This is a genomic window from Pseudomonas sp. ABFPK (assembly GCF_001586765.1).
Taxonomy (GTDB): domain Bacteria; phylum Pseudomonadota; class Gammaproteobacteria; order Pseudomonadales; family Pseudomonadaceae; genus Aquipseudomonas; species Aquipseudomonas asiatica.
This window is the reverse complement of sequence record NZ_LQXW01000005.1, coordinates 61,621-76,966: the sequence shown is the minus strand read 5'-3', so window position 1 is coordinate 76,966 and position 15,346 is coordinate 61,621. Positions and strand designations below refer to the sequence as shown.

Annotated in this window: 17 protein-coding genes; 9 read left to right on the top strand and 8 right to left on the bottom strand. The window is 63.5% G+C overall.

The features are described 5' to 3' along the window. Nucleotides 1–10: 10 nt before the first annotated feature. Both urtE and WM94_RS05155 read left to right on the top strand, forming a co-directional pair. The gene (gene urtE / locus WM94_RS05160; protein WP_023660838.1) at nt 11–709 is read left to right on the top strand and encodes an urea ABC transporter ATP-binding subunit UrtE; all 699 of its coding nucleotides are present in this window, start codon (nt 11–13) and stop codon (nt 707–709) included. 31 nt (nt 710–740) lie between these two features. Further along, nucleotides 741–1,256 (top strand): GNAT family N-acetyltransferase, encoded by a 516-nt coding sequence (locus tag WM94_RS05155; protein WP_061550620.1) that lies wholly within the window; start codon nt 741–743, stop codon nt 1,254–1,256. A gap of 102 nt (nt 1,257–1,358) precedes the next feature. Here WM94_RS05155 and WM94_RS05150 read toward each other — a convergent pair whose 3' ends face one another. Both WM94_RS05150 and cbpA read right to left on the bottom strand, forming a co-directional pair. Further along, nucleotides 1,359–1,664 carry a chaperone modulator CbpM gene (locus tag WM94_RS05150; protein ID WP_023660836.1) on the bottom strand — a complete coding sequence of 102 codons (306 nt, stop codon included), beginning with the start codon at nt 1,662–1,664 and terminating at the stop codon, nt 1,359–1,361. Nucleotides 1,665–1,666: 2 nt separating this feature from the next. Beyond that, nucleotides 1,667–2,620, bottom strand: coding sequence for a curved DNA-binding protein (cbpA, locus tag WM94_RS05145; RefSeq protein ID WP_013974397.1), 954 nt, complete (start codon nt 2,618–2,620; stop codon nt 1,667–1,669). 164 nt (nt 2,621–2,784) lie between these two features. Here cbpA and WM94_RS05140 point away from each other — a divergent pair, with 164 nt between their 5' ends. Beyond that, entirely contained in the window at nt 2,785–4,056 is a 1,272-nt protein-coding gene (locus WM94_RS05140; RefSeq protein ID WP_013974398.1) for an Hsp70 family protein, read from the top strand. Between the two features lie 135 nt (nt 4,057–4,191). Here WM94_RS05140 and WM94_RS05135 read toward each other — a convergent pair whose 3' ends face one another. From WM94_RS05135 to WM94_RS05125, 3 genes are all read right to left on the bottom strand, one after another. Continuing rightward, nucleotides 4,192–5,199 (bottom strand): AI-2E family transporter, encoded by a 1,008-nt coding sequence (locus WM94_RS05135; RefSeq protein WP_015271976.1) that lies wholly within the window; start codon nt 5,197–5,199, stop codon nt 4,192–4,194. 71 nt (nt 5,200–5,270) lie between these two features. After that, nucleotides 5,271–5,558 carry a PsiF family protein gene (locus WM94_RS05130; RefSeq protein WP_003258250.1) on the bottom strand — a complete coding sequence of 96 codons (288 nt, stop codon included), beginning with the start codon at nt 5,556–5,558 and terminating at the stop codon, nt 5,271–5,273. A gap of 62 nt (nt 5,559–5,620) precedes the next feature. Then, on the bottom strand, nt 5,621–6,409 hold the full coding sequence (locus WM94_RS05125; RefSeq protein ID WP_013974400.1) for a helix-turn-helix domain-containing protein: 789 nt from the start codon (nt 6,407–6,409) through the stop codon (nt 5,621–5,623). A gap of 226 nt (nt 6,410–6,635) precedes the next feature. Here WM94_RS05125 and WM94_RS05120 point away from each other — a divergent pair, with 226 nt between their 5' ends. After that, nucleotides 6,636–7,508 carry a DMT family transporter gene (locus WM94_RS05120; protein ID WP_039613530.1) on the top strand — a complete coding sequence of 291 codons (873 nt, stop codon included), beginning with the start codon at nt 6,636–6,638 and terminating at the stop codon, nt 7,506–7,508. On the opposite strand, the gene WM94_RS05115 is transcribed toward WM94_RS05120, so the two are convergent. Beyond that, complete coding sequence (locus WM94_RS05115) at nt 7,505–8,395, bottom strand: triacylglycerol lipase (RefSeq protein WP_015271979.1); 891 nt, start codon at nt 8,393–8,395, stop codon at nt 7,505–7,507. The two genes, WM94_RS05120 and WM94_RS05115, sit on opposite strands and share 4 nt — an antisense overlap. Nucleotides 8,396–8,518: 123 nt before the next feature. Between WM94_RS05115 and osmE the strand changes: the two genes are divergently transcribed. Both osmE and WM94_RS05105 read left to right on the top strand, forming a co-directional pair. Further along, the gene (gene osmE, locus WM94_RS05110; protein WP_061550619.1) at nt 8,519–8,860 is read left to right on the top strand and encodes an osmotically-inducible lipoprotein OsmE; all 342 of its coding nucleotides are present in this window, start codon (nt 8,519–8,521) and stop codon (nt 8,858–8,860) included. A gap of 48 nt (nt 8,861–8,908) precedes the next feature. Next, nucleotides 8,909–9,439, top strand: coding sequence for a bacterioferritin (locus WM94_RS05105; protein ID WP_015271981.1), 531 nt, complete (start codon nt 8,909–8,911; stop codon nt 9,437–9,439). 45 nt (nt 9,440–9,484) lie between these two features. Here the strand turns inward: WM94_RS05105 and WM94_RS05100 are convergent, their stop codons facing one another. After that, nucleotides 9,485–11,551: an AsmA family protein gene (locus WM94_RS05100; RefSeq protein ID WP_061550618.1), complete on the bottom strand. Its 2,067-nt coding sequence runs from the start codon at nt 11,549–11,551 to the stop codon at nt 9,485–9,487. A gap of 341 nt (nt 11,552–11,892) precedes the next feature. On the opposite strand from WM94_RS05100, the gene WM94_RS05095 reads away from it, so the two are divergent. From WM94_RS05095 to WM94_RS05085, 3 genes are all read left to right on the top strand, one after another. Further along, entirely contained in the window at nt 11,893–12,390 is a 498-nt protein-coding gene (locus WM94_RS05095) for a hypothetical protein (RefSeq protein ID WP_061550617.1), read from the top strand. A 122-nt stretch (nt 12,391–12,512) separates the two neighbouring features. Beyond that, nucleotides 12,513–13,145 (top strand): TetR family transcriptional regulator, encoded by a 633-nt coding sequence (locus WM94_RS05090; RefSeq protein WP_061550616.1) that lies wholly within the window; start codon nt 12,513–12,515, stop codon nt 13,143–13,145. A gap of 175 nt (nt 13,146–13,320) precedes the next feature. Next, the gene (locus WM94_RS05085; protein WP_061550615.1) at nt 13,321–14,418 is read left to right on the top strand and encodes an AGE family epimerase/isomerase; all 1,098 of its coding nucleotides are present in this window, start codon (nt 13,321–13,323) and stop codon (nt 14,416–14,418) included. Between the two features lie 116 nt (nt 14,419–14,534). Here WM94_RS05085 and WM94_RS05080 read toward each other — a convergent pair whose 3' ends face one another. Beyond that, nucleotides 14,535–15,302 (bottom strand): SDR family oxidoreductase, encoded by a 768-nt coding sequence (locus WM94_RS05080; RefSeq protein ID WP_061550614.1) that lies wholly within the window; start codon nt 15,300–15,302, stop codon nt 14,535–14,537. Nucleotides 15,303–15,346: the final 44 nt, after the last annotated feature.

Below are 15,346 nucleotides of genomic sequence, written 5' to 3'. Positions count from 1 at the left end.
GAATACACACATGCTCAAGATCGACACCCTGCACCAGTATTACGGCGGCAGCCACATCCTCCGGGGCCTGTCCTTCGAGGCCAAGGTTGGCGAAGTCACCTGCCTGCTGGGCCGCAACGGCGTGGGCAAGACCACCCTGCTGCGCTGCCTGATGGGGCTGGTACCCGCTCGCGACGGCAGCATCGAATGGGAAGGCAAGCCGATCACCAGCCTCAAGCCCCAGCAACGGGTCCACGCCGGCATCGCCTACGTGCCCCAGGGCCGCGAGATCTTCCCCCGCCTCACTGTCGAGGAAAACCTGCTGATGGGCCTGTCGCGCTTTCCCGCCCGTGAAGCGCGCGAAGTACCATCCTTCATCTACGAACTGTTTCCCGTGCTGGAACAGATGAAGCAACGCCGTGGCGGTGACCTGTCCGGCGGCCAGCAGCAACAGCTGGCCATCGGCCGCGCCCTGGCCAGCCGCCCGCGGCTGCTAATCCTCGACGAGCCCACCGAGGGCATCCAGCCTTCGGTGATCAAGGAGATAGGCGCAGTCATCCGCCGCCTGGCCGAGCGTGGCGACATGGCAATCCTGCTGGTGGAGCAGTTCTACGACTTCGCCGAGGAGCTGGCCGACCAGTACCTGGTGATGGCCCGTGGCGAGATCATCCAGCGGGGCCGCGGCGAAAACATGCAGGCCGAAGGTGTGCGCGGGCTGGTAACCATTTAATCTGCAAGCAACGACCCTGCGAGACGCTGTCATGAGTCATGAAATCCGCGACGCCCTGCCTTCCGACGTGCCGGGCATCCTCGACATCTACAACGACGCGGTGCGCAACACCACGGCGATCTGGAACGAAAACCCGGTGGACCTGGCCAACCGCCTGGCCTGGTTTGCCGCACGTGCGCAGCAGGGCTACCCGATCCTGGTGGCGGTGGATGAGAGCGGTGTGCTGGGCTATGCGTCGTTTGGCGACTGGCGGCCGTTCGAGGGCTTTCGCCTTACCGTTGAGCATTCGGTGTATATCCGCGGCGACCAACGTGGCAAGGGGCTGGGGCCGGTGCTGATGGCAGCGCTGGTCGAGCGTGCGCGCGAGTGTGGCAAGCATGTGATGGTGGCGGCCATCGAGAGCGGCAATGCAGCGTCGGTGCGCCTGCACGAGCGGCTGGGCTTCGTGGTGACCGGGCAGATGCCGCAGGTGGGGGTGAAGTTTAGCCGGTGGCTGGACTTGACCTTCATGCAACTGGTGCTGAACCCGGGGGCAGAACCAAGCTAACTTCGCGGGCTTGCCCGCTCCTACAGGGACCGCACATTTTCCGAGGCCTGTGCAGTATCTGTGGGAGCGGGCAAGCCCGCGAAGAGGCCGGGCCTGCAAACCTCACATCTGGATAAACCTGCCCAACCGCTGCCTCAGCATGCTGTTCTCGCTGCGCAGCTGCTGCACTTCCTGCAATAACTCCAGCGCCAGCGCCACGCCTTCCCACTCCAGTTCCAGCTCCTGATGCAGCTTCGCCGCGCGTTTGGCCAGCAACGGCGCCTGATCGTCGAACAACCAGTCCTCCGGCGTTCGCCCGGAAGGTTCGACAATGCCGTGCTCGACGATTTCGATCACGCAGTCAGCCGTGAGATCGGCCTCCTGACACAAGGTACGCATGTCCAGTTGAACGATCAGGGTGCTGCTCATGATCACTTACTCCATTGTGTCCTCGGGTTGAACGCAGCCTTCTCGGAAAGCTTGGTCCACAGTTCGCGGGCAGACTCGTCGGATGCTGGTGGCATGACCACTTTCAGTTGCGCGTAAAGGTTGCCACGCTCGCCACTCTTGTTGGCCAGGCCCTTGCCCGGTACGCGCAGGCGCTGGCCGCTCTGGCTGTCGGGGCGGATGGTGAGGTTGATCTTGCCGTCCAGGGTCGGCACGGCCACCTTGGCGCCCAGTGCTGCCTCCCACGGTGCCAGCGGCACGGTGATGATCAGGTCATGACCTTCGACATCGAACAGCGGGTGCGGTGCCATGCGAATGGTCAGGAACAGGTCGCCATTGGCCCCGCCACCACTTCCCGGCGCGCCCTGGCCCTTGAGGCGGATGCGCTCGCCGTCGGTCACACCGGCCGGGATCTTCACGTTCAGGGTCTTGGTAGTGAAGCCGGTGCGCTGGCCCATGGCATTGGTCTGCGGCACCTGGAAGCTGATCTGCTTGGACTCCTTGCTCAGGGTCTCTTCAAGGAATACCGCCAGTTCTAGCTCCACGTCCTGCCCCCGCCTGCCGGCGCTGCGTTGCTGCTGCCGGGCACCACCGAACGGGTTGCCCCCCCGGCCACCAAAGATCGAGCTGAAAAAGTCGGAGAAATCGCCACCTTCGAAGCCGCCACCACCGCCACGGTTCTCCCAGCCCGGTGGCGCCTGGAACGGCCGGCCATGCTGGCCACCGTACTTGCGGATTTCATCGTACTCGGCACGTTTCTGCGCGTCGCCCAGCACTTCGTAGGCCTCGTTGGCCTCCTTGAATTTTTCCTCGGCGTCGCGCTCCTTGCTGACATCGGGGTGATACTTGCGCGCCAGCTTGCGGTACGCGGCCTTGATCGCCTTTTCGTCCGCCGCGGGCTCTACGCCGAGTATCTTGTAATAGTCTTTGAAGTCCATCTATGGATCACCAATGTGAATGTGCGTGTTGCAAGAGAAGATAGGGGTCAAGCATAGCCTTTCAAGACCAGCTTGGGGTTGCTCCATGGCAGACGATCGGTCTTGATTCTGTAGCCAACTGGCATACACTGCGCGGCCGTTTTGCCTCCGGAAGCTCATTCCCCATGTCTGACGTATCCCCGGCCCGCGCCCTGGGCATCGACTTTGGCACCTCCAACTCCACGGTCGGCTGGCACCGCCCAGGCGCCGAGTCGCTGATTGCCCTGGAAGACGGCAAGATCACGTTGCCCTCGGTGGTGTTCTTCAACATCGAGGAGCGTCGCCCGGTATATGGCCGCCTGGCACTGCACGAGTACCTGGAAGGCTACGAAGGCCGCCTGATGCGTTCGCTGAAAAGCCTGCTGGGCTCCAAGCTGATCAAGCACGATACCAGCGTGCTGGGCAGCGCCCTGCCGTTCAAGGACCTGCTGGGCATGTTCATCGGCGAGCTGAAAAAACGCGCAGAGGCCGCTGCCGGGCGGGAGTTCGAGCAGGTGGTGCTGGGCCGTCCGGTGTTCTTCGTCGACGAAGACCCTGCCGCCGACCAGGAGGCCGAGGACACCCTGGCCGAAGTGGCGCGCAAGATCGGCTTCAAGGATGTTTCCTTCCAGTACGAGCCGATTGCCGCGGCCTTCGACTACGAGTCGAGCATCAGCCGCGAAGAACTGGTGCTGATCGTCGACATCGGCGGTGGTACCTCGGACTTCACCCTGATCCGCCTGTCGCCCGAGCGCCACCTGGTCGCCGAGCGCCAGAGCGACATCCTCGCCACCGGCGGTGTGCACATTGGCGGTACCGACTTCGACAAGCAGCTGAGCCTGCAGGGCGTGATGCCGCTGTTCGGCTACGGCAGCCGCATGAAGAGCGGCGCGCTGATGCCAACCAGCTATCACCTCAATCTCGCCACCTGGCACACCATCAACGCCCTGTACTCGCAGAAGTCTCAGCTGGCGCTGGGCAGCATGCGCTATGACATCGAGGACACGTTGGGCATCGACCGCCTGTTCAAACTGATCGAAGAGCGTGCCGGCCACTGGTTGGCGATGGAAGTGGAGGCCAGCAAGATCGAGCTGACCGAACAGCAGAGCCGCCACGTCGACCTAGGCCGCATCGAGCGCGATCTGGGCGTGGACCTGTCTCGAGCGCTGTTCGAGGGGGCTATCGAAGGGTTGCTGGAGCGGGTGCGTGGTAGCGTGAGCGAACTGCTGGCCAAGGCTGGAGTGAGCGAGACCCAGGTCGATACGGTGTTCTTCACCGGCGGTTCCAGCGGGATTCCGGCGTTGCGCAACAGCGTGTCGGCGATGCTGCCGAATGCGCGGCATGTGGAAGGCAACATCTTTGGCAGCATTGGTAGCGGGTTGGCCATCGAGGCGCGCAAGCGCTACGGCGTAGCCTGAGCCATCCCTTTCCCCTGTGCCGGCCTCTTCGCGGGTAAACCCGCTCCCACAGGGTCCCCGCAAGTCTTGAGAGAAGTGGCATACCTGTGGGAGCGGGTTTACCCGCGAAGAGGCCGGTACTGGTCAATCAAAGAATCAGACCAGTTCGGCCCGCTTCAGCTCACTCTTCAGGTAGGCATAGTAGATCGGCCCCGCCACCACCCCAGGCAGCCCGAATGCCGCTTCGAACACCAGCATCGCCAGCAGCAGCTCCCAAGACTTGGCACTGATCTGCCCGCCCACGATCCGCGCGTTGAGGAAGTACTCGACCTTGTGGATGACGATCAGGTAACCCAGCGCCGCCGCCGCCACCCAGATCGACAGCGACAGGCCGACGATGGTGATCAGGGTATTCGACATCAGGTTGCCGATCACCGGCAGCAGGCCCAGCAGGAAGGTCAGCACGATCAGCGTCTTGGTCAGCGGCAGGTGCACGTCGAACATCGGCAGCACCACGGCCAGGAAGATGCCCGTGAACGTGGTGTTGAGCAGCGAAATCTTGATCTGCGCGAAGACGATGTTGCGAAACGCCTTCACCAGCAGGCTCAGGCGCTCGAACAGCGCCGCTGCCAGCGGCTTGCGTCGGGATATGTCGGGGATGCGCTGCAAGGCGACGATGGCACCGAGGATCATGCCGATCAACAAGGTGACGAACATGTGCGCCATACCCTTGCCCACCAGCTGCAGGTCGCTCAGGTGGCTCTTGATCCAGTCACCGATGGCCACCTTGAACTCCGCCGCACTGGCCGGCAGGTAGCCTTCGATGAACGGCGGCAGCTGGCTACGGGCGCGCTCCACCAGGGCCATGAACTTGTCCAGCGAGGCACCGGGGTTTTCCGCCTCGTGCAGCAAAAAGCTGAAGGCACCGGCAAACAGCAGGGTCAGGGTACTGACAACCAGCGTGCCTAGCAGCGCCACAGCCAGCCAGCGGGCGCGCTGCCCGGCGAGCAGCGGCTGCAGCCGCGGCGTGAGCATGTTGACCAGCTCGAACACCAGCAGGCCGGCCAGCAGGCTTGGCAGCAATTTCAGGGGCAACGCCAGCAACAGGCCGGCAAATACGATGATCCAGCTGGCCAGGGTGACCTGGCGGGGGGTGAAGGTCATACAGCCTCAACGGCAGACAACGGGAAAGACCCGCAGTCTGCCAGCCTTACGTCTGCAGGCATAGGCGCAGGTCATTTCTTCTTCAGGCAGTCGCTCATGAACGCTTTGCGTTCGTCACCCTTGAGGGCCTTGGTGGTGGCGTCGGCGTTGCAGGTTTTCATCTTCTCTTGCTGGGTTTGTGGCACATCCTTCTTCAGGCAGGTGCTCATGAAGGCTTTGCGCTCATCGCCCTTGAGGGCCTTGGCGGTGGCGTCGGCGTTGCAGGTTTTCATCTTTTCCTGCTGCGCGGTATTGGCGGCGAAGCCTTGTGCGCTGAACAACACCGCCAATACCAGTAAGGGGATTTGCAGCACTTTCATGGAGTATCTCCTTGGCTCCGCGCCCGATGCACGGGGGTCGAGCTGAGTGTAGCCAAGAATTCTCAACGCCCTGCCCGTGCCTGGCGACGGTATTGCTCGGGCGTGCACTGGGCCTGGCGCTGGAACATGGCGATGAACGCCGAGGCGCTGCTGTAGCCGAGGTCGAAGGCGATGGCCTGGATCGGCTGGCCGGCTTCAAGCGCCTCGATGGCGCGCAAAAAGCGCAGGCGCAGCCGCCATTCACCAAAACTGATGCCCAGCTCGCGCAGGAACTGCCGGGCCAAAGTACGTTCGCTGACATGAATCTGGGCGGCCCATTCGCCCAGCGGGCGGTTGTCGCCCGGCTCGGCACCAAGGGCATCGAGCACCTGGCGCAAGCCCTCGCTGTGGGCAAACGGCAGGTAGCAAGCCTGAGTTGGCGCCAGCAGCAGCTGGTCGAGCAGCACCTGCGCCAGGCGCTGGTCGCGCTCGCCCTCGGCCACCCGCAGGTCGCGCCGGGCGAAGTCGGCGAGGATGGCCTTGAGGATGTCGCTGATCATCAGGCTGCACGGTTGCTGCGGCAGTGCGGCGCACAGGCTGCGGTCCAGGTAGACCGAACGGTAGACGATGGCCTGCGGGTTGTAGCAACCATGCTCGGTGTCGGGCGGCACCCACACGGCGTATTGCGGCGGCGACAGGAAGTGCTGGCCAGCTACCTCCAGGTGCATCACGCCGTGGGCGGTGTAGTTGAGCTGGCCCCAGGCGTGGCGATGCAGGGCGCTGCGGGTGTCGGCACCGAACTCGTCGTGGCGGAAGTACACCGCGGCCGGGAGCCGGGTGAACTGGGGAATGTCGAGGTATTTGCGCGGCATGCTGTCTGCTTTGCGGGGTGGATTGTCTGGATAGGAGTATAAGCTTGTTGACAGACAGTTGATAATGGCTGCCATCGGGGCCTGCTGCGCAGGCCATCGCGACACAAGGCCGCTCCTACAGGGACCCGCGTTGCCTTCCGGGCCTGCGCGATACCTGTAGGAGCGGCCTTGTGTCGCGATGGGCTGCAAAGCAGCCCCAAACAGTCCAAAACGAGTAACCTGCTACATGAACTATCTGTTCCCCCTGACCGCCATCCTGATATGGGCCGGCAACACCGTGGTCACCAAGATGTCCGCCGGCGCCATCCACCCCGCCGAGATCGGCTTCTACCGCTGGCTGCTGGCCGCGCTGTTGTTCACCCCGTTCCTGCTGCCCGCCGTGTGGCGCAATCGCGCGGCCATTCGCCCGCACCTGGGCAAGGTTTTCGTGCTGGGCGTGCTGGGCATGGCGCTGTACCAGAGCCTGGCCTACTTTGCCGCCGGCATCACCAGCGCCACCAACATGGGCATCATCCTTTCGCTGATGCCACTGATGTCATTGGCATTGTCCATCGCCTGGCTGGGCCAGCGCCTGAGCTACGGTGCCCTGCTGGGCGCGCTGGTGTCATTTTTCGGCGTGCTTGAAGTGGTCAGCGCCGGCCACCCCGCCAGCCTGCTGCAACAAGGCTTGAACAGCGGCGACCTGCTGATGCTGGTGGCCACACTGGCCTACGCGCTGTACAGCTTCCTGCTGAAGAAATGGCAGCTGCGCCTGCCGCCGATGCAACTGCTGTACCTGCAGGTGCTGGTAGCCATCGTCGTGTTGCTGCCGCTGTTCGTGCTGTCGGACAAGACTGGCCTGAACAGCCGCAACGTCGGCCTGGTGCTGTACGCCTGCGTGCTGGCCTCGATGATCGCGCCCCTGGTGTGGATGCAGGCCGTGCACCGCCTGGGGCCCAGCCGCACCACGCTGTTCTTCAACCTGCTGCCGCTGGTCACGGCACTGATCGCCGCCGTGGTGCTCGATGAGCAGCTGGCCCGCTATCACCTGGTCGGCGGCCTGCTGACCCTGGCGGGCGTGGTGCTGGCCGAGCGCTGGACCACACCGATCCGTCGCTAGAGCCCTGCCGCCTTGAGCCGGGCGGCATGTTCGGTGAAAAGCCGCACCGGTTCGGCACCCTTGCCCACCGCACCAAGCGACTGGTTGACGATATCCAGGTGGTCGAGCGGGTAATCATCGCCGATCACCTGCCCCAGGTGCGAACTGAAGCGCCCGACCATTCCGTCGCAATAGCCCTTTTCCTTGACGAAACTGCGCGCGAACAGGCGGCAGAAGTGGCTGCTGCCGTCGAAACGGTTGCGCCGCTGGTCGGTCAGGCCGGGCTGCAAGGTGCCGGACCAGGAGTAATAACGCACGCCATCGACCTCATAGGCCCCCTCCCCGCCCCAGGTGTCTGGCAACCCCTGTGGATAAGCCTGGTTGAACAGCGCCACACCTGCACTGGTCAGTGACTGGTGCGAGGCGTGTACATCCACCGGCAACGGGTCACGGCGCCAGCCGGTTTCCAGCCACACCAGCAGCACGGCCAAGCCATGCAGCACGGCCTTCAGGATGCGCCCCTGCGGGGAATCGCCCGGTGCCGTGCGTTCCAGGTAGTCGGCCAGTTCCGAGCCATGGTTGGGCCCTGCCACCGAAGTGACCGAAGCCACCCGCCCAGGCCGCCTGGCAGCCGCGTAGCGCGCGCTCAGGGCGCCCTGGCTGTGGCCGATGAGGTTGACCTTTTCCGCTCCGGTACGCAGGCAGATGTCTTCGATGATCGCCAGCAACTGCTCGCCGCGCACCTCGCTGGAATGCAGTGGCGAAACCTGCACCGGGAACACCTGCGCCCCGCCCTGGCGCAGGGCCGGCACGATGCCGAACCAGTAGGGGTAGAGCACTACCCGGACAAAACCGAGCATGCCCGGCACCAGCACCAACGGGTATCGCGTGGCCAATTCCTGCTGCATTGCCCCAGCCCCTTTCCGTGGACGACCGGCCAACACTACAGCGGCCTTGATGACCATCGCAATCGAACTCCCGCCGCGCGCTGCGGTTCCAAACCACACAGACCCTTTGCAAGGAGCGGGACCATGTACAAGCAGACCCTGGCAATCCTTCTGGCAAGCGCCACCCTCGTCGCCTGCGGCAGCCGCCCGGAAAACCCGGTGGATTACGTCACCTACCGCGACGAACCGCTGGTCAAGCAGGTGGAAAAAGGCATGACCATGCAGAAAGTCATCGCCATCGGCGGCAGCCCGTCCAACGTCATCGACCTCCCCCATGGCGGCACCTGCAACGACTACATCCTCAACCACGATGGCCACCAGCAGCCCTACTACGTGCGCTTCGACGCCACCGGCCATGTCGACGCCAAGGGCTTCAAGACTTGCAGACAACGCGAAGAAGACAGCGACGCCGTCCACGGCGCCTAAGCCTTCCAGGCCATATCCATGACCACCCTGATGTTCCAGGAGATGAACATGAATGCTAATGAACTGACCGATGTACAAACCCTGCGCGAACGTGCCCGTCAGCATGTCGAGCAAGGTGCGGTGACCGAGGGTTACGATGCTGATCGCCAACAGATCCTGCGCCTGCTCAATGATTCACTGGCCACAGAGCTGGTCTGCGTGCTGCGCTACAAGCGTCACTACTTCATGGCCAGCGGCATCAAGGCCAGCGTGGCTGCCGATGAATTCCTCGAGCATGCCAACCAGGAAGCCGAACACGCCGACAAGCTTGCCGAACGGATCGTGCAGTTGGGTGGAGAGCCGGATTTCAACCCGGACAATTTGAGCAAGCGGTCCCATGCCCAATATGTGGCGGGCACTTCATTGAAGGAGATGGTGCTGGAAGACCTGGTGGCGGAGCGGATCGCCATCGATAGCTATCGCGAGATCATTCGGTACATCGGGGATAAAGATCCGACTACGCGGCGGATTTTTGAAGACATCCTCGCGCAGGAAGAAGAGCACGCGGACGATATGTCCGACCTGTTGCAAGGCTTGTAAGCGCAGGGAGCTGGCTTGCCGGCGATGGGCCGCAACGCGGCCCCATCATTTCTTGCTTTTCACCACCGCCGGCGCCTTGCCCGCCTTCATCTGCTGCAACAGCGGCGTGCACTGGTTGGGATCATCCCCGCTGCTAGGCGCAATCAGCGCCAGCAACCCCGCCGCCGGCCCGGCAACCACGCCCAACGCCACCATTCCCGCTCCGCGTAATGCCAGCGGCACCGCCTGCACCCCGGCACTGGGCTTGGCGAACGGCCCGCGCACATACAGCGGCGAGCGCAGCGAGAACAGCCGCAACCCTTTCGATTCGGGGGTAATTTTCAGGTCCAGCTGCTCCGTGGCGAAATTGGCCGTGCCGTTGATGTAGATGATCGCGTTCTCGGTATCGAAGATGAACAGGCGCGTGGTCGCCAGGCCATCCTTGATACCCACGTCAGCCGCTGCGCAGTTGATCTTCACATCCTCATCGCCAAACAGCTTGCCGACCACATAGTTGCCCACGTTCAACCCGGCAATCTCCATCAGGCTGCGGCTGATGGCACCATCGTTGATCAACATGCGCAGGTCGCCATTGGCGGTGCCCAGCAAGGCGGCTACCGAGTTGCCCCGGCCGGTGATATCGGCATCGCCATTCAACTCACCGAAGCTGGTCTGCATCGGCGCAAAGGAGGGGAACAACTGCTTGAGCTTGAAGCCCCGCGCCGTCAGCCGGGCACGCCCATGCAACGGTACGTTGCGGCCATCCAGGCGAATCCTGGAAGCCAGGTTGCCGCCAGCCACGCCAAAACGCAGGGGCTCCAGGCGCAGCAGGCCGTCCTCCAGGATCACGTGGGCCGACAGGTCGTTGAACGGCAGTTGCGCGCTGTGCACGATGCGCTTGCCAGCGAAGGTGACGTCGGCGTCCATCGCGCGCCAGCGCTCGGTGCGGAACTCTTCCACTGGCAGCACCTTGCCCTCCGGCTGCTTGCTGGCACCACCACGGGCTTTCTGCTCGGCGTTGGAGTCGGCACCGATCAGCGGCGCCAGATCCTTGAACAACAACTGGTTGGACACCAGGTTGCCGGACAGCTTGGGCCGTGGCTGGCTGGCAACGAAGGCCAGGTCGCCATGGATATCGCTGTCACCGATCTTGCCGTTGAAACCCTGGTAATTGAAGGTCGCACCCTGCGCCGCGTGGAGGTTGGCGCTGAGGTGGCCGTCGGTGGAATAGGCCGGGGTGTCGGGCAAGGTTACGCCGGTCAACGGGTAGAGGTTGCCCAGGCTGGCCCCGGACAGGCGCAGGCGCAGGTCGAGGGCGCCGAGGTTGCGCGGGTCGGTCAGGGTGCCGGCAAGCACCACATGGGTGTCGGCGATGCGCACGTCAGCCTGCAGCGGGAACGGCTGGCTGGCGTCCTGCAGGGCCAGCAGGCCGCCGATCTTGCCGGTACCGGACACCAACTGGCCTTTGTAGCGGCCCTGGGCCTTGAGCCCGAAGGCATAGTCCTGCGCGGCACCGGCCTTCTCGGCGCTGGCCTTGCCGACGATGTCGCTGAACGGGACAGGCTTGCCCAGCGGGTCGATCTGCACCTTCATGCTGGTTTTCAGGGTTTGGTCATCGAAGCTGACATTGCCCTGGTCGAAGCCGATGGCGCCAATGTCCAGCTGCCATTTGGAAGGCTCTGCGTTTTCATCCTGGGGGCCGAAGTCGAAGGCCCAGTTGGCGCGGCCATCGGCCAGACGGGTGAGGCTGGCTGTGGGCTTGGTCAGGTCGATGCGCGGGATGCTGATCTGCTGGAACAGCAGCGGCAGCGGCGCCAGGCGGAACGCCACGCGCTCCAGGCCGACCATCTTCGGTTCCTTGAGCCACTCGGGGTTGCCCAGGGTCAGGTCTTCGGCAATGAAGTGCGGCCAGGGCACCCAGGCACGCCAGCCCCCCTCTTCTGGTTCGGTGCGCCAGTCCACGGCAAGGTTGCCATTGATCGCGAAGGGCCGCTGCAGGGCCTCGGAGACTTTCTCGTTGAGCAGGGGCTTGACGCGGTTCCAGTCGAAGGTGGCAATCACCACCACCAGGATCGCCAGCAGGGTCAGCAGGCTGGTGAAGGTCCAGACGAGGATTCTGGCGGGACGCGTCATTGCGTGATTCTCCTTGCGGTATGGCACAGAACAGGTGCAGCGGTGGCACTCAATATCTCGGACTGATGAAAACCCGTGGGGTTTTATCGATGGCGCCATGATAGCGATGTTTTTTCTGGCCTTTTGCTCAGCAAATCGTCGCGCCAGACCGTACGTGTTACCTGCAAAAAGCGCCATCAAATTGCCATCTAACGTCCTGTAAAGCGCTTTCTAGAGCAGTTTTAAATCTCTATCAATACGGTCGATTGTTACCATTACCCGTATGAACTTCTCTCTGGCGTTACGCGGCGTAGCATTGGCTCCGTACCCACTTTCCAGCCCCCGAGAGGAGCACCGAAATCATGAAACGCCATCTGCTGACCCTGACCCTGTCCATCCTGGCTGCCAACGCTTTTGCCTTACCAGCCGACGAGCAACACCTGACCGCCGAATCGCGCTCCAGCGCTGCTGAAATCGCCCAGCCGCTGAAGACCGTTGCTGAAGGTGGTGCTGATCGCCTGTTCGAACGTAGTGCCCGCGTTGCCGAAGGTGGCTCCGATCGCCTGATCGAACGTACTGGCCGCGTTGCCGAAGGTGGCTCCGATCGCCTGATCGAACGTACTGGCCGCGTCGCCGAGGGTGGTTCCGATCGCCTGATCGAACGTACTGGCCGCGTCGCCGAGGGTGGTTCCGATCGCCTGATCGAACGTACTGGCCGCGTCGCCGAGGGTGGTTCCGATCGCCTGATCGAACGTACTGGCCGCGTCGCCGAGGGTGGTTCCGATCGCCTGATCGAACGTACTGGCCGTGTTGCCGAGGGTGGTTCCGATCGCCTGGTTGAAATCAGCCGTGTGAGCTGATCGCCATGACTGAAAAGAACAACCTATATCACAACGCCAGCTCCCCTCCAGGCCCGGTCCATTGACCGGGCTTTGTTTTTTTAACTAGAGTGCCCAGCCTTACCGCCATAGAAGCCCGCACCATGCTGCCGCGCGCCGAACAGAAGCTACAGACCCGCCAGGCCCTGCTCGATGCTGCCTGCCAGCTCATGGAGAGTGGCCGTGGTTTCGGCAGTATCAGCCTGCGCGAAGTGGCAAAGACGGCCGGCATCGTACCCACCGGTTTTTACCGGCATTTTTCCGACATGGACGCCTTGGGCCTGGCCCTGGTTGCCGAGGTCGACACCACCTTCCGCCAGACCATCCGCCTGGTGCGCCAGAACGAATTCGAACTGGGCGGCATCACCGACGCCTCGGTGCGCATCTTCCTTGACGTGGTCGCCGCCCACCGTGCGCAGTTCCTGTTCCTCGCCCGTGAGCAGTACGGCGGTTCGCAGGCCGTACGCCAGGCCATCGCCCGCCTGCGACAGGACATCAGCGACGACCTGGCCACCGACCTGGCGCGGATGAAGCGCTGGCAGCACCTGGACAGCGCCGCGCTGGCGGTGATGGCCGACCTGGTGGTGAAGACCGTGTTCGCCACCCTGCCCGAGCTTATCGACAGCCCCGAAGCGGGTTATCCACAGGCGCTGACGCCGCAGGAAAAGATCACCCAGCAGTTGCGCTTCATCTTCGTAGGGGCGCGGCAATGGCAGGGGCTTGGCAACCCGAGCTGATCGGTAGCCTGTACTGACCTCTTCGCGGGTGAACCCGCTCCCACAGGTATTGCGCTTCCCTCAGGTCCGGTGCCGTACTTGTGGGAGCGGGTTCACCCGCGAAGAGGCCGGCACAGGCTACCCACAACCCAGTTCTGCTACCATTGCGCCCTGCCCGACAGCGACGAGCGCCGAAATGTCCGACCCCCGCCCCACCCTGCCCGAACTGGCCCGCTTCAACCAGCACTTCGCCGAACGTATCGTGCCGTTGTGGCAAGGCCCGGGCTGGAACGCCGACATGGCCCTGCCTTACGAGGCACTGGACGCCCAACACCAGCCATTGCCGGTGCAGCGCTACCGGGCCATGGCCTGCGCGCGTCAGCTTTACCTGTTCAGCAGCCGCATCGGGCAACCGGGCGCAGCCGAGCGTGCGGCGGCCTTGTTCCGCTCGTTGCAGAAGCACTTCCACGACGCCGAACACGGCGGCTGGTTCTATAGCATCGACGCCCAGGGCAAACCGCTGGACCGGCGCAAGGACCTCTACACCCACGCGTTCATCGTCTTCGCCTGTGCGCACTACTGGGGCAAGGTGCGTGAAAACCTGGTGGAGTCCACGCTGAACGCCGCGCTGGACATCATCGACCAGCAGTTCGCCCGCGACGACGGCCTGTACGAAGCCAGCCTCGCTGAAGACTGGGCAGACCTTGGCAGCGGCCCGCTGCAAAACCCACAGATGCACCTGGCCGAAGCCTTCCTGCAGGTGCTGGCGGTGCGTGACGACAAGCATGTCCGGCAGTCGTTGCTGCACCTGTGCGGCGCGCTGCAGGAACACTTCATCGACCCCGCCCACGGCCTGATGCTGGAAAAGCCACGCGGCACTGTGGATAACTGGTTCGAGCCGGGGCACCAGTTCGAGTGGTTCTACCTCCTGCATACCTCGCCACTGCTGCGAGATACGCCGCTGCATGCGTCCATCGACCGGGCTTTCGGCTACGCCGAGCAATACGGGGTGAAGGATGCCGCTGTGCTGGCGATGCTGGATGTGGATGGCCAGGTGCTCGACGCCACCCAGCGGATCTGGGCGCAGGCAGAGTACCTGCGGGCGCTGGTGTTGCGGACAGGGGGCGAGAGCAAGCTTGCCGGGCAGTTGCAGGCTCTGGAAACGCGGTTCCTGCGTGAGGCGGGCTGGTATGAGTGCCGGGATGGGCAAGGCAGTGTCAGCCGGCATGATATGCCTTCGACTACGCCCTACCACTTGGCGACTTGCCTGGAAGGGTTGCAGCGCCTGGGCTGACGCTTTCGCAGCACAAGGCTGCTCCTACAGGGAAAGCGGCGCACCTGAAACCAGTGCCAATCCTGTAGGAGCAGCCTTGTGCTGCGAATGGGCCGCAAAGCGGCCCCGCCTTTTGATCAGGCCTTGGCCGACCGGTCGATCGAGAACCCTGCCCAGTCCTGGCTCACCGGCATCAGCTCGAGGCTGTTGATATTGATATGCGCCGGCTGGTTGAGGATCCAGAAGATGGTCTCGGCAATGTCCTGCGGCTGGATCGGCTCGGCACCGGCGTAGGTGGCGTCGTATTTGGCCTGGTCACCGCCAAAGCGCACCAGCGAGAACTCGCTCTCGCACAGGCCCGGCTCGATATTGCTCACGCGCACGCCCGTACCCCGCAGGTCGCAGCGCAGGCTCAACGAGAACTGGCCGACGAAGGCCTTGGTGCCGCCATACACGTTGCTGCCTGGGTACGGGTAGTTGCCCGCCACTGAACCTACGTTGAGGATCGACGCCCCACGGCCATGGGCGATCAGCCGTGGCAGCAGCAGGCGAGTGGTGTACATCAGGCCCTTGATGTTGGTATCGACCATGGTTTCCCAGTCGTCCAGGCTGCAGTTCTGCGCCGCGTCCACCCCTAGCGCCAGGCCTGCGTTGTTGACCAGGCCGCGCAACTTGTCGAAGCCGGCCGGCAAGTTGGCGATGGCCCGCTCCATGGCCTTGCGGTCACGCACGTCGAGCACCAGGCCGTGTACTTCGGTCTTGGCCGACAGTTCTGCGCACAGGGCATCCAGGCGCTCCTTGCGGCGGCCAGTGAGCACCAGCTTCCAACCAGCTTCGGCAAAACGGCGGGCAGTGGCCTCACCAAAACCGGAAGTCGCGCCAGTGATGAATACGGTGGACGTCATGCTCTGTTCCTCACGGTGGATTGTCATCGGCAGTCTTGCAGCAT

Excerpts from the sequence above, each read along its gene's own strand:
- urtE (WP_023660838.1), top strand. The coding sequence starts at position 11 with ATGCTCAAGATCGACACCCTGCACCAGTATTACGGCGGCAGCCACATC.
- WM94_RS05155 (WP_061550620.1), top strand. The coding sequence starts at position 741 with ATGAGTCATGAAATCCGCGACGCCCTGCCTTCCGACGTGCCGGGCATC.
- WM94_RS05150 (WP_023660836.1), bottom strand. The coding sequence starts at position 1,664 with ATGAGCAGCACCCTGATCGTTCAACTGGACATGCGTACCTTGTGTCAG.
- cbpA (WP_013974397.1), bottom strand. The coding sequence starts at position 2,620 with ATGGACTTCAAAGACTATTACAAGATACTCGGCGTAGAGCCCGCGGCG.
- WM94_RS05140 (WP_013974398.1), top strand. The coding sequence starts at position 2,785 with ATGTCTGACGTATCCCCGGCCCGCGCCCTGGGCATCGACTTTGGCACC.
- WM94_RS05135 (WP_015271976.1), bottom strand. The coding sequence starts at position 5,199 with ATGACCTTCACCCCCCGCCAGGTCACCCTGGCCAGCTGGATCATCGTA.
- WM94_RS05130 (WP_003258250.1), bottom strand. The coding sequence starts at position 5,558 with ATGAAAGTGCTGCAAATCCCCTTACTGGTATTGGCGGTGTTGTTCAGC.
- WM94_RS05125 (WP_013974400.1), bottom strand. The coding sequence starts at position 6,409 with ATGCCGCGCAAATACCTCGACATTCCCCAGTTCACCCGGCTCCCGGCC.
- WM94_RS05120 (WP_039613530.1), top strand. The coding sequence starts at position 6,636 with ATGAACTATCTGTTCCCCCTGACCGCCATCCTGATATGGGCCGGCAAC.
- WM94_RS05115 (WP_015271979.1), bottom strand. The coding sequence starts at position 8,395 with ATGCAGCAGGAATTGGCCACGCGATACCCGTTGGTGCTGGTGCCGGGC.
- osmE (WP_061550619.1), top strand. The coding sequence starts at position 8,519 with ATGTACAAGCAGACCCTGGCAATCCTTCTGGCAAGCGCCACCCTCGTC.
- WM94_RS05105 (WP_015271981.1), top strand. The coding sequence starts at position 8,909 with ATGAATGCTAATGAACTGACCGATGTACAAACCCTGCGCGAACGTGCC.
- WM94_RS05100 (WP_061550618.1), bottom strand. The coding sequence starts at position 11,551 with ATGACGCGTCCCGCCAGAATCCTCGTCTGGACCTTCACCAGCCTGCTG.
- WM94_RS05095 (WP_061550617.1), top strand. The coding sequence starts at position 11,893 with ATGAAACGCCATCTGCTGACCCTGACCCTGTCCATCCTGGCTGCCAAC.
- WM94_RS05090 (WP_061550616.1), top strand. The coding sequence starts at position 12,513 with ATGCTGCCGCGCGCCGAACAGAAGCTACAGACCCGCCAGGCCCTGCTC.
- WM94_RS05085 (WP_061550615.1), top strand. The coding sequence starts at position 13,321 with ATGTCCGACCCCCGCCCCACCCTGCCCGAACTGGCCCGCTTCAACCAG.
- WM94_RS05080 (WP_061550614.1), bottom strand. The coding sequence starts at position 15,302 with ATGACGTCCACCGTATTCATCACTGGCGCGACTTCCGGTTTTGGTGAG.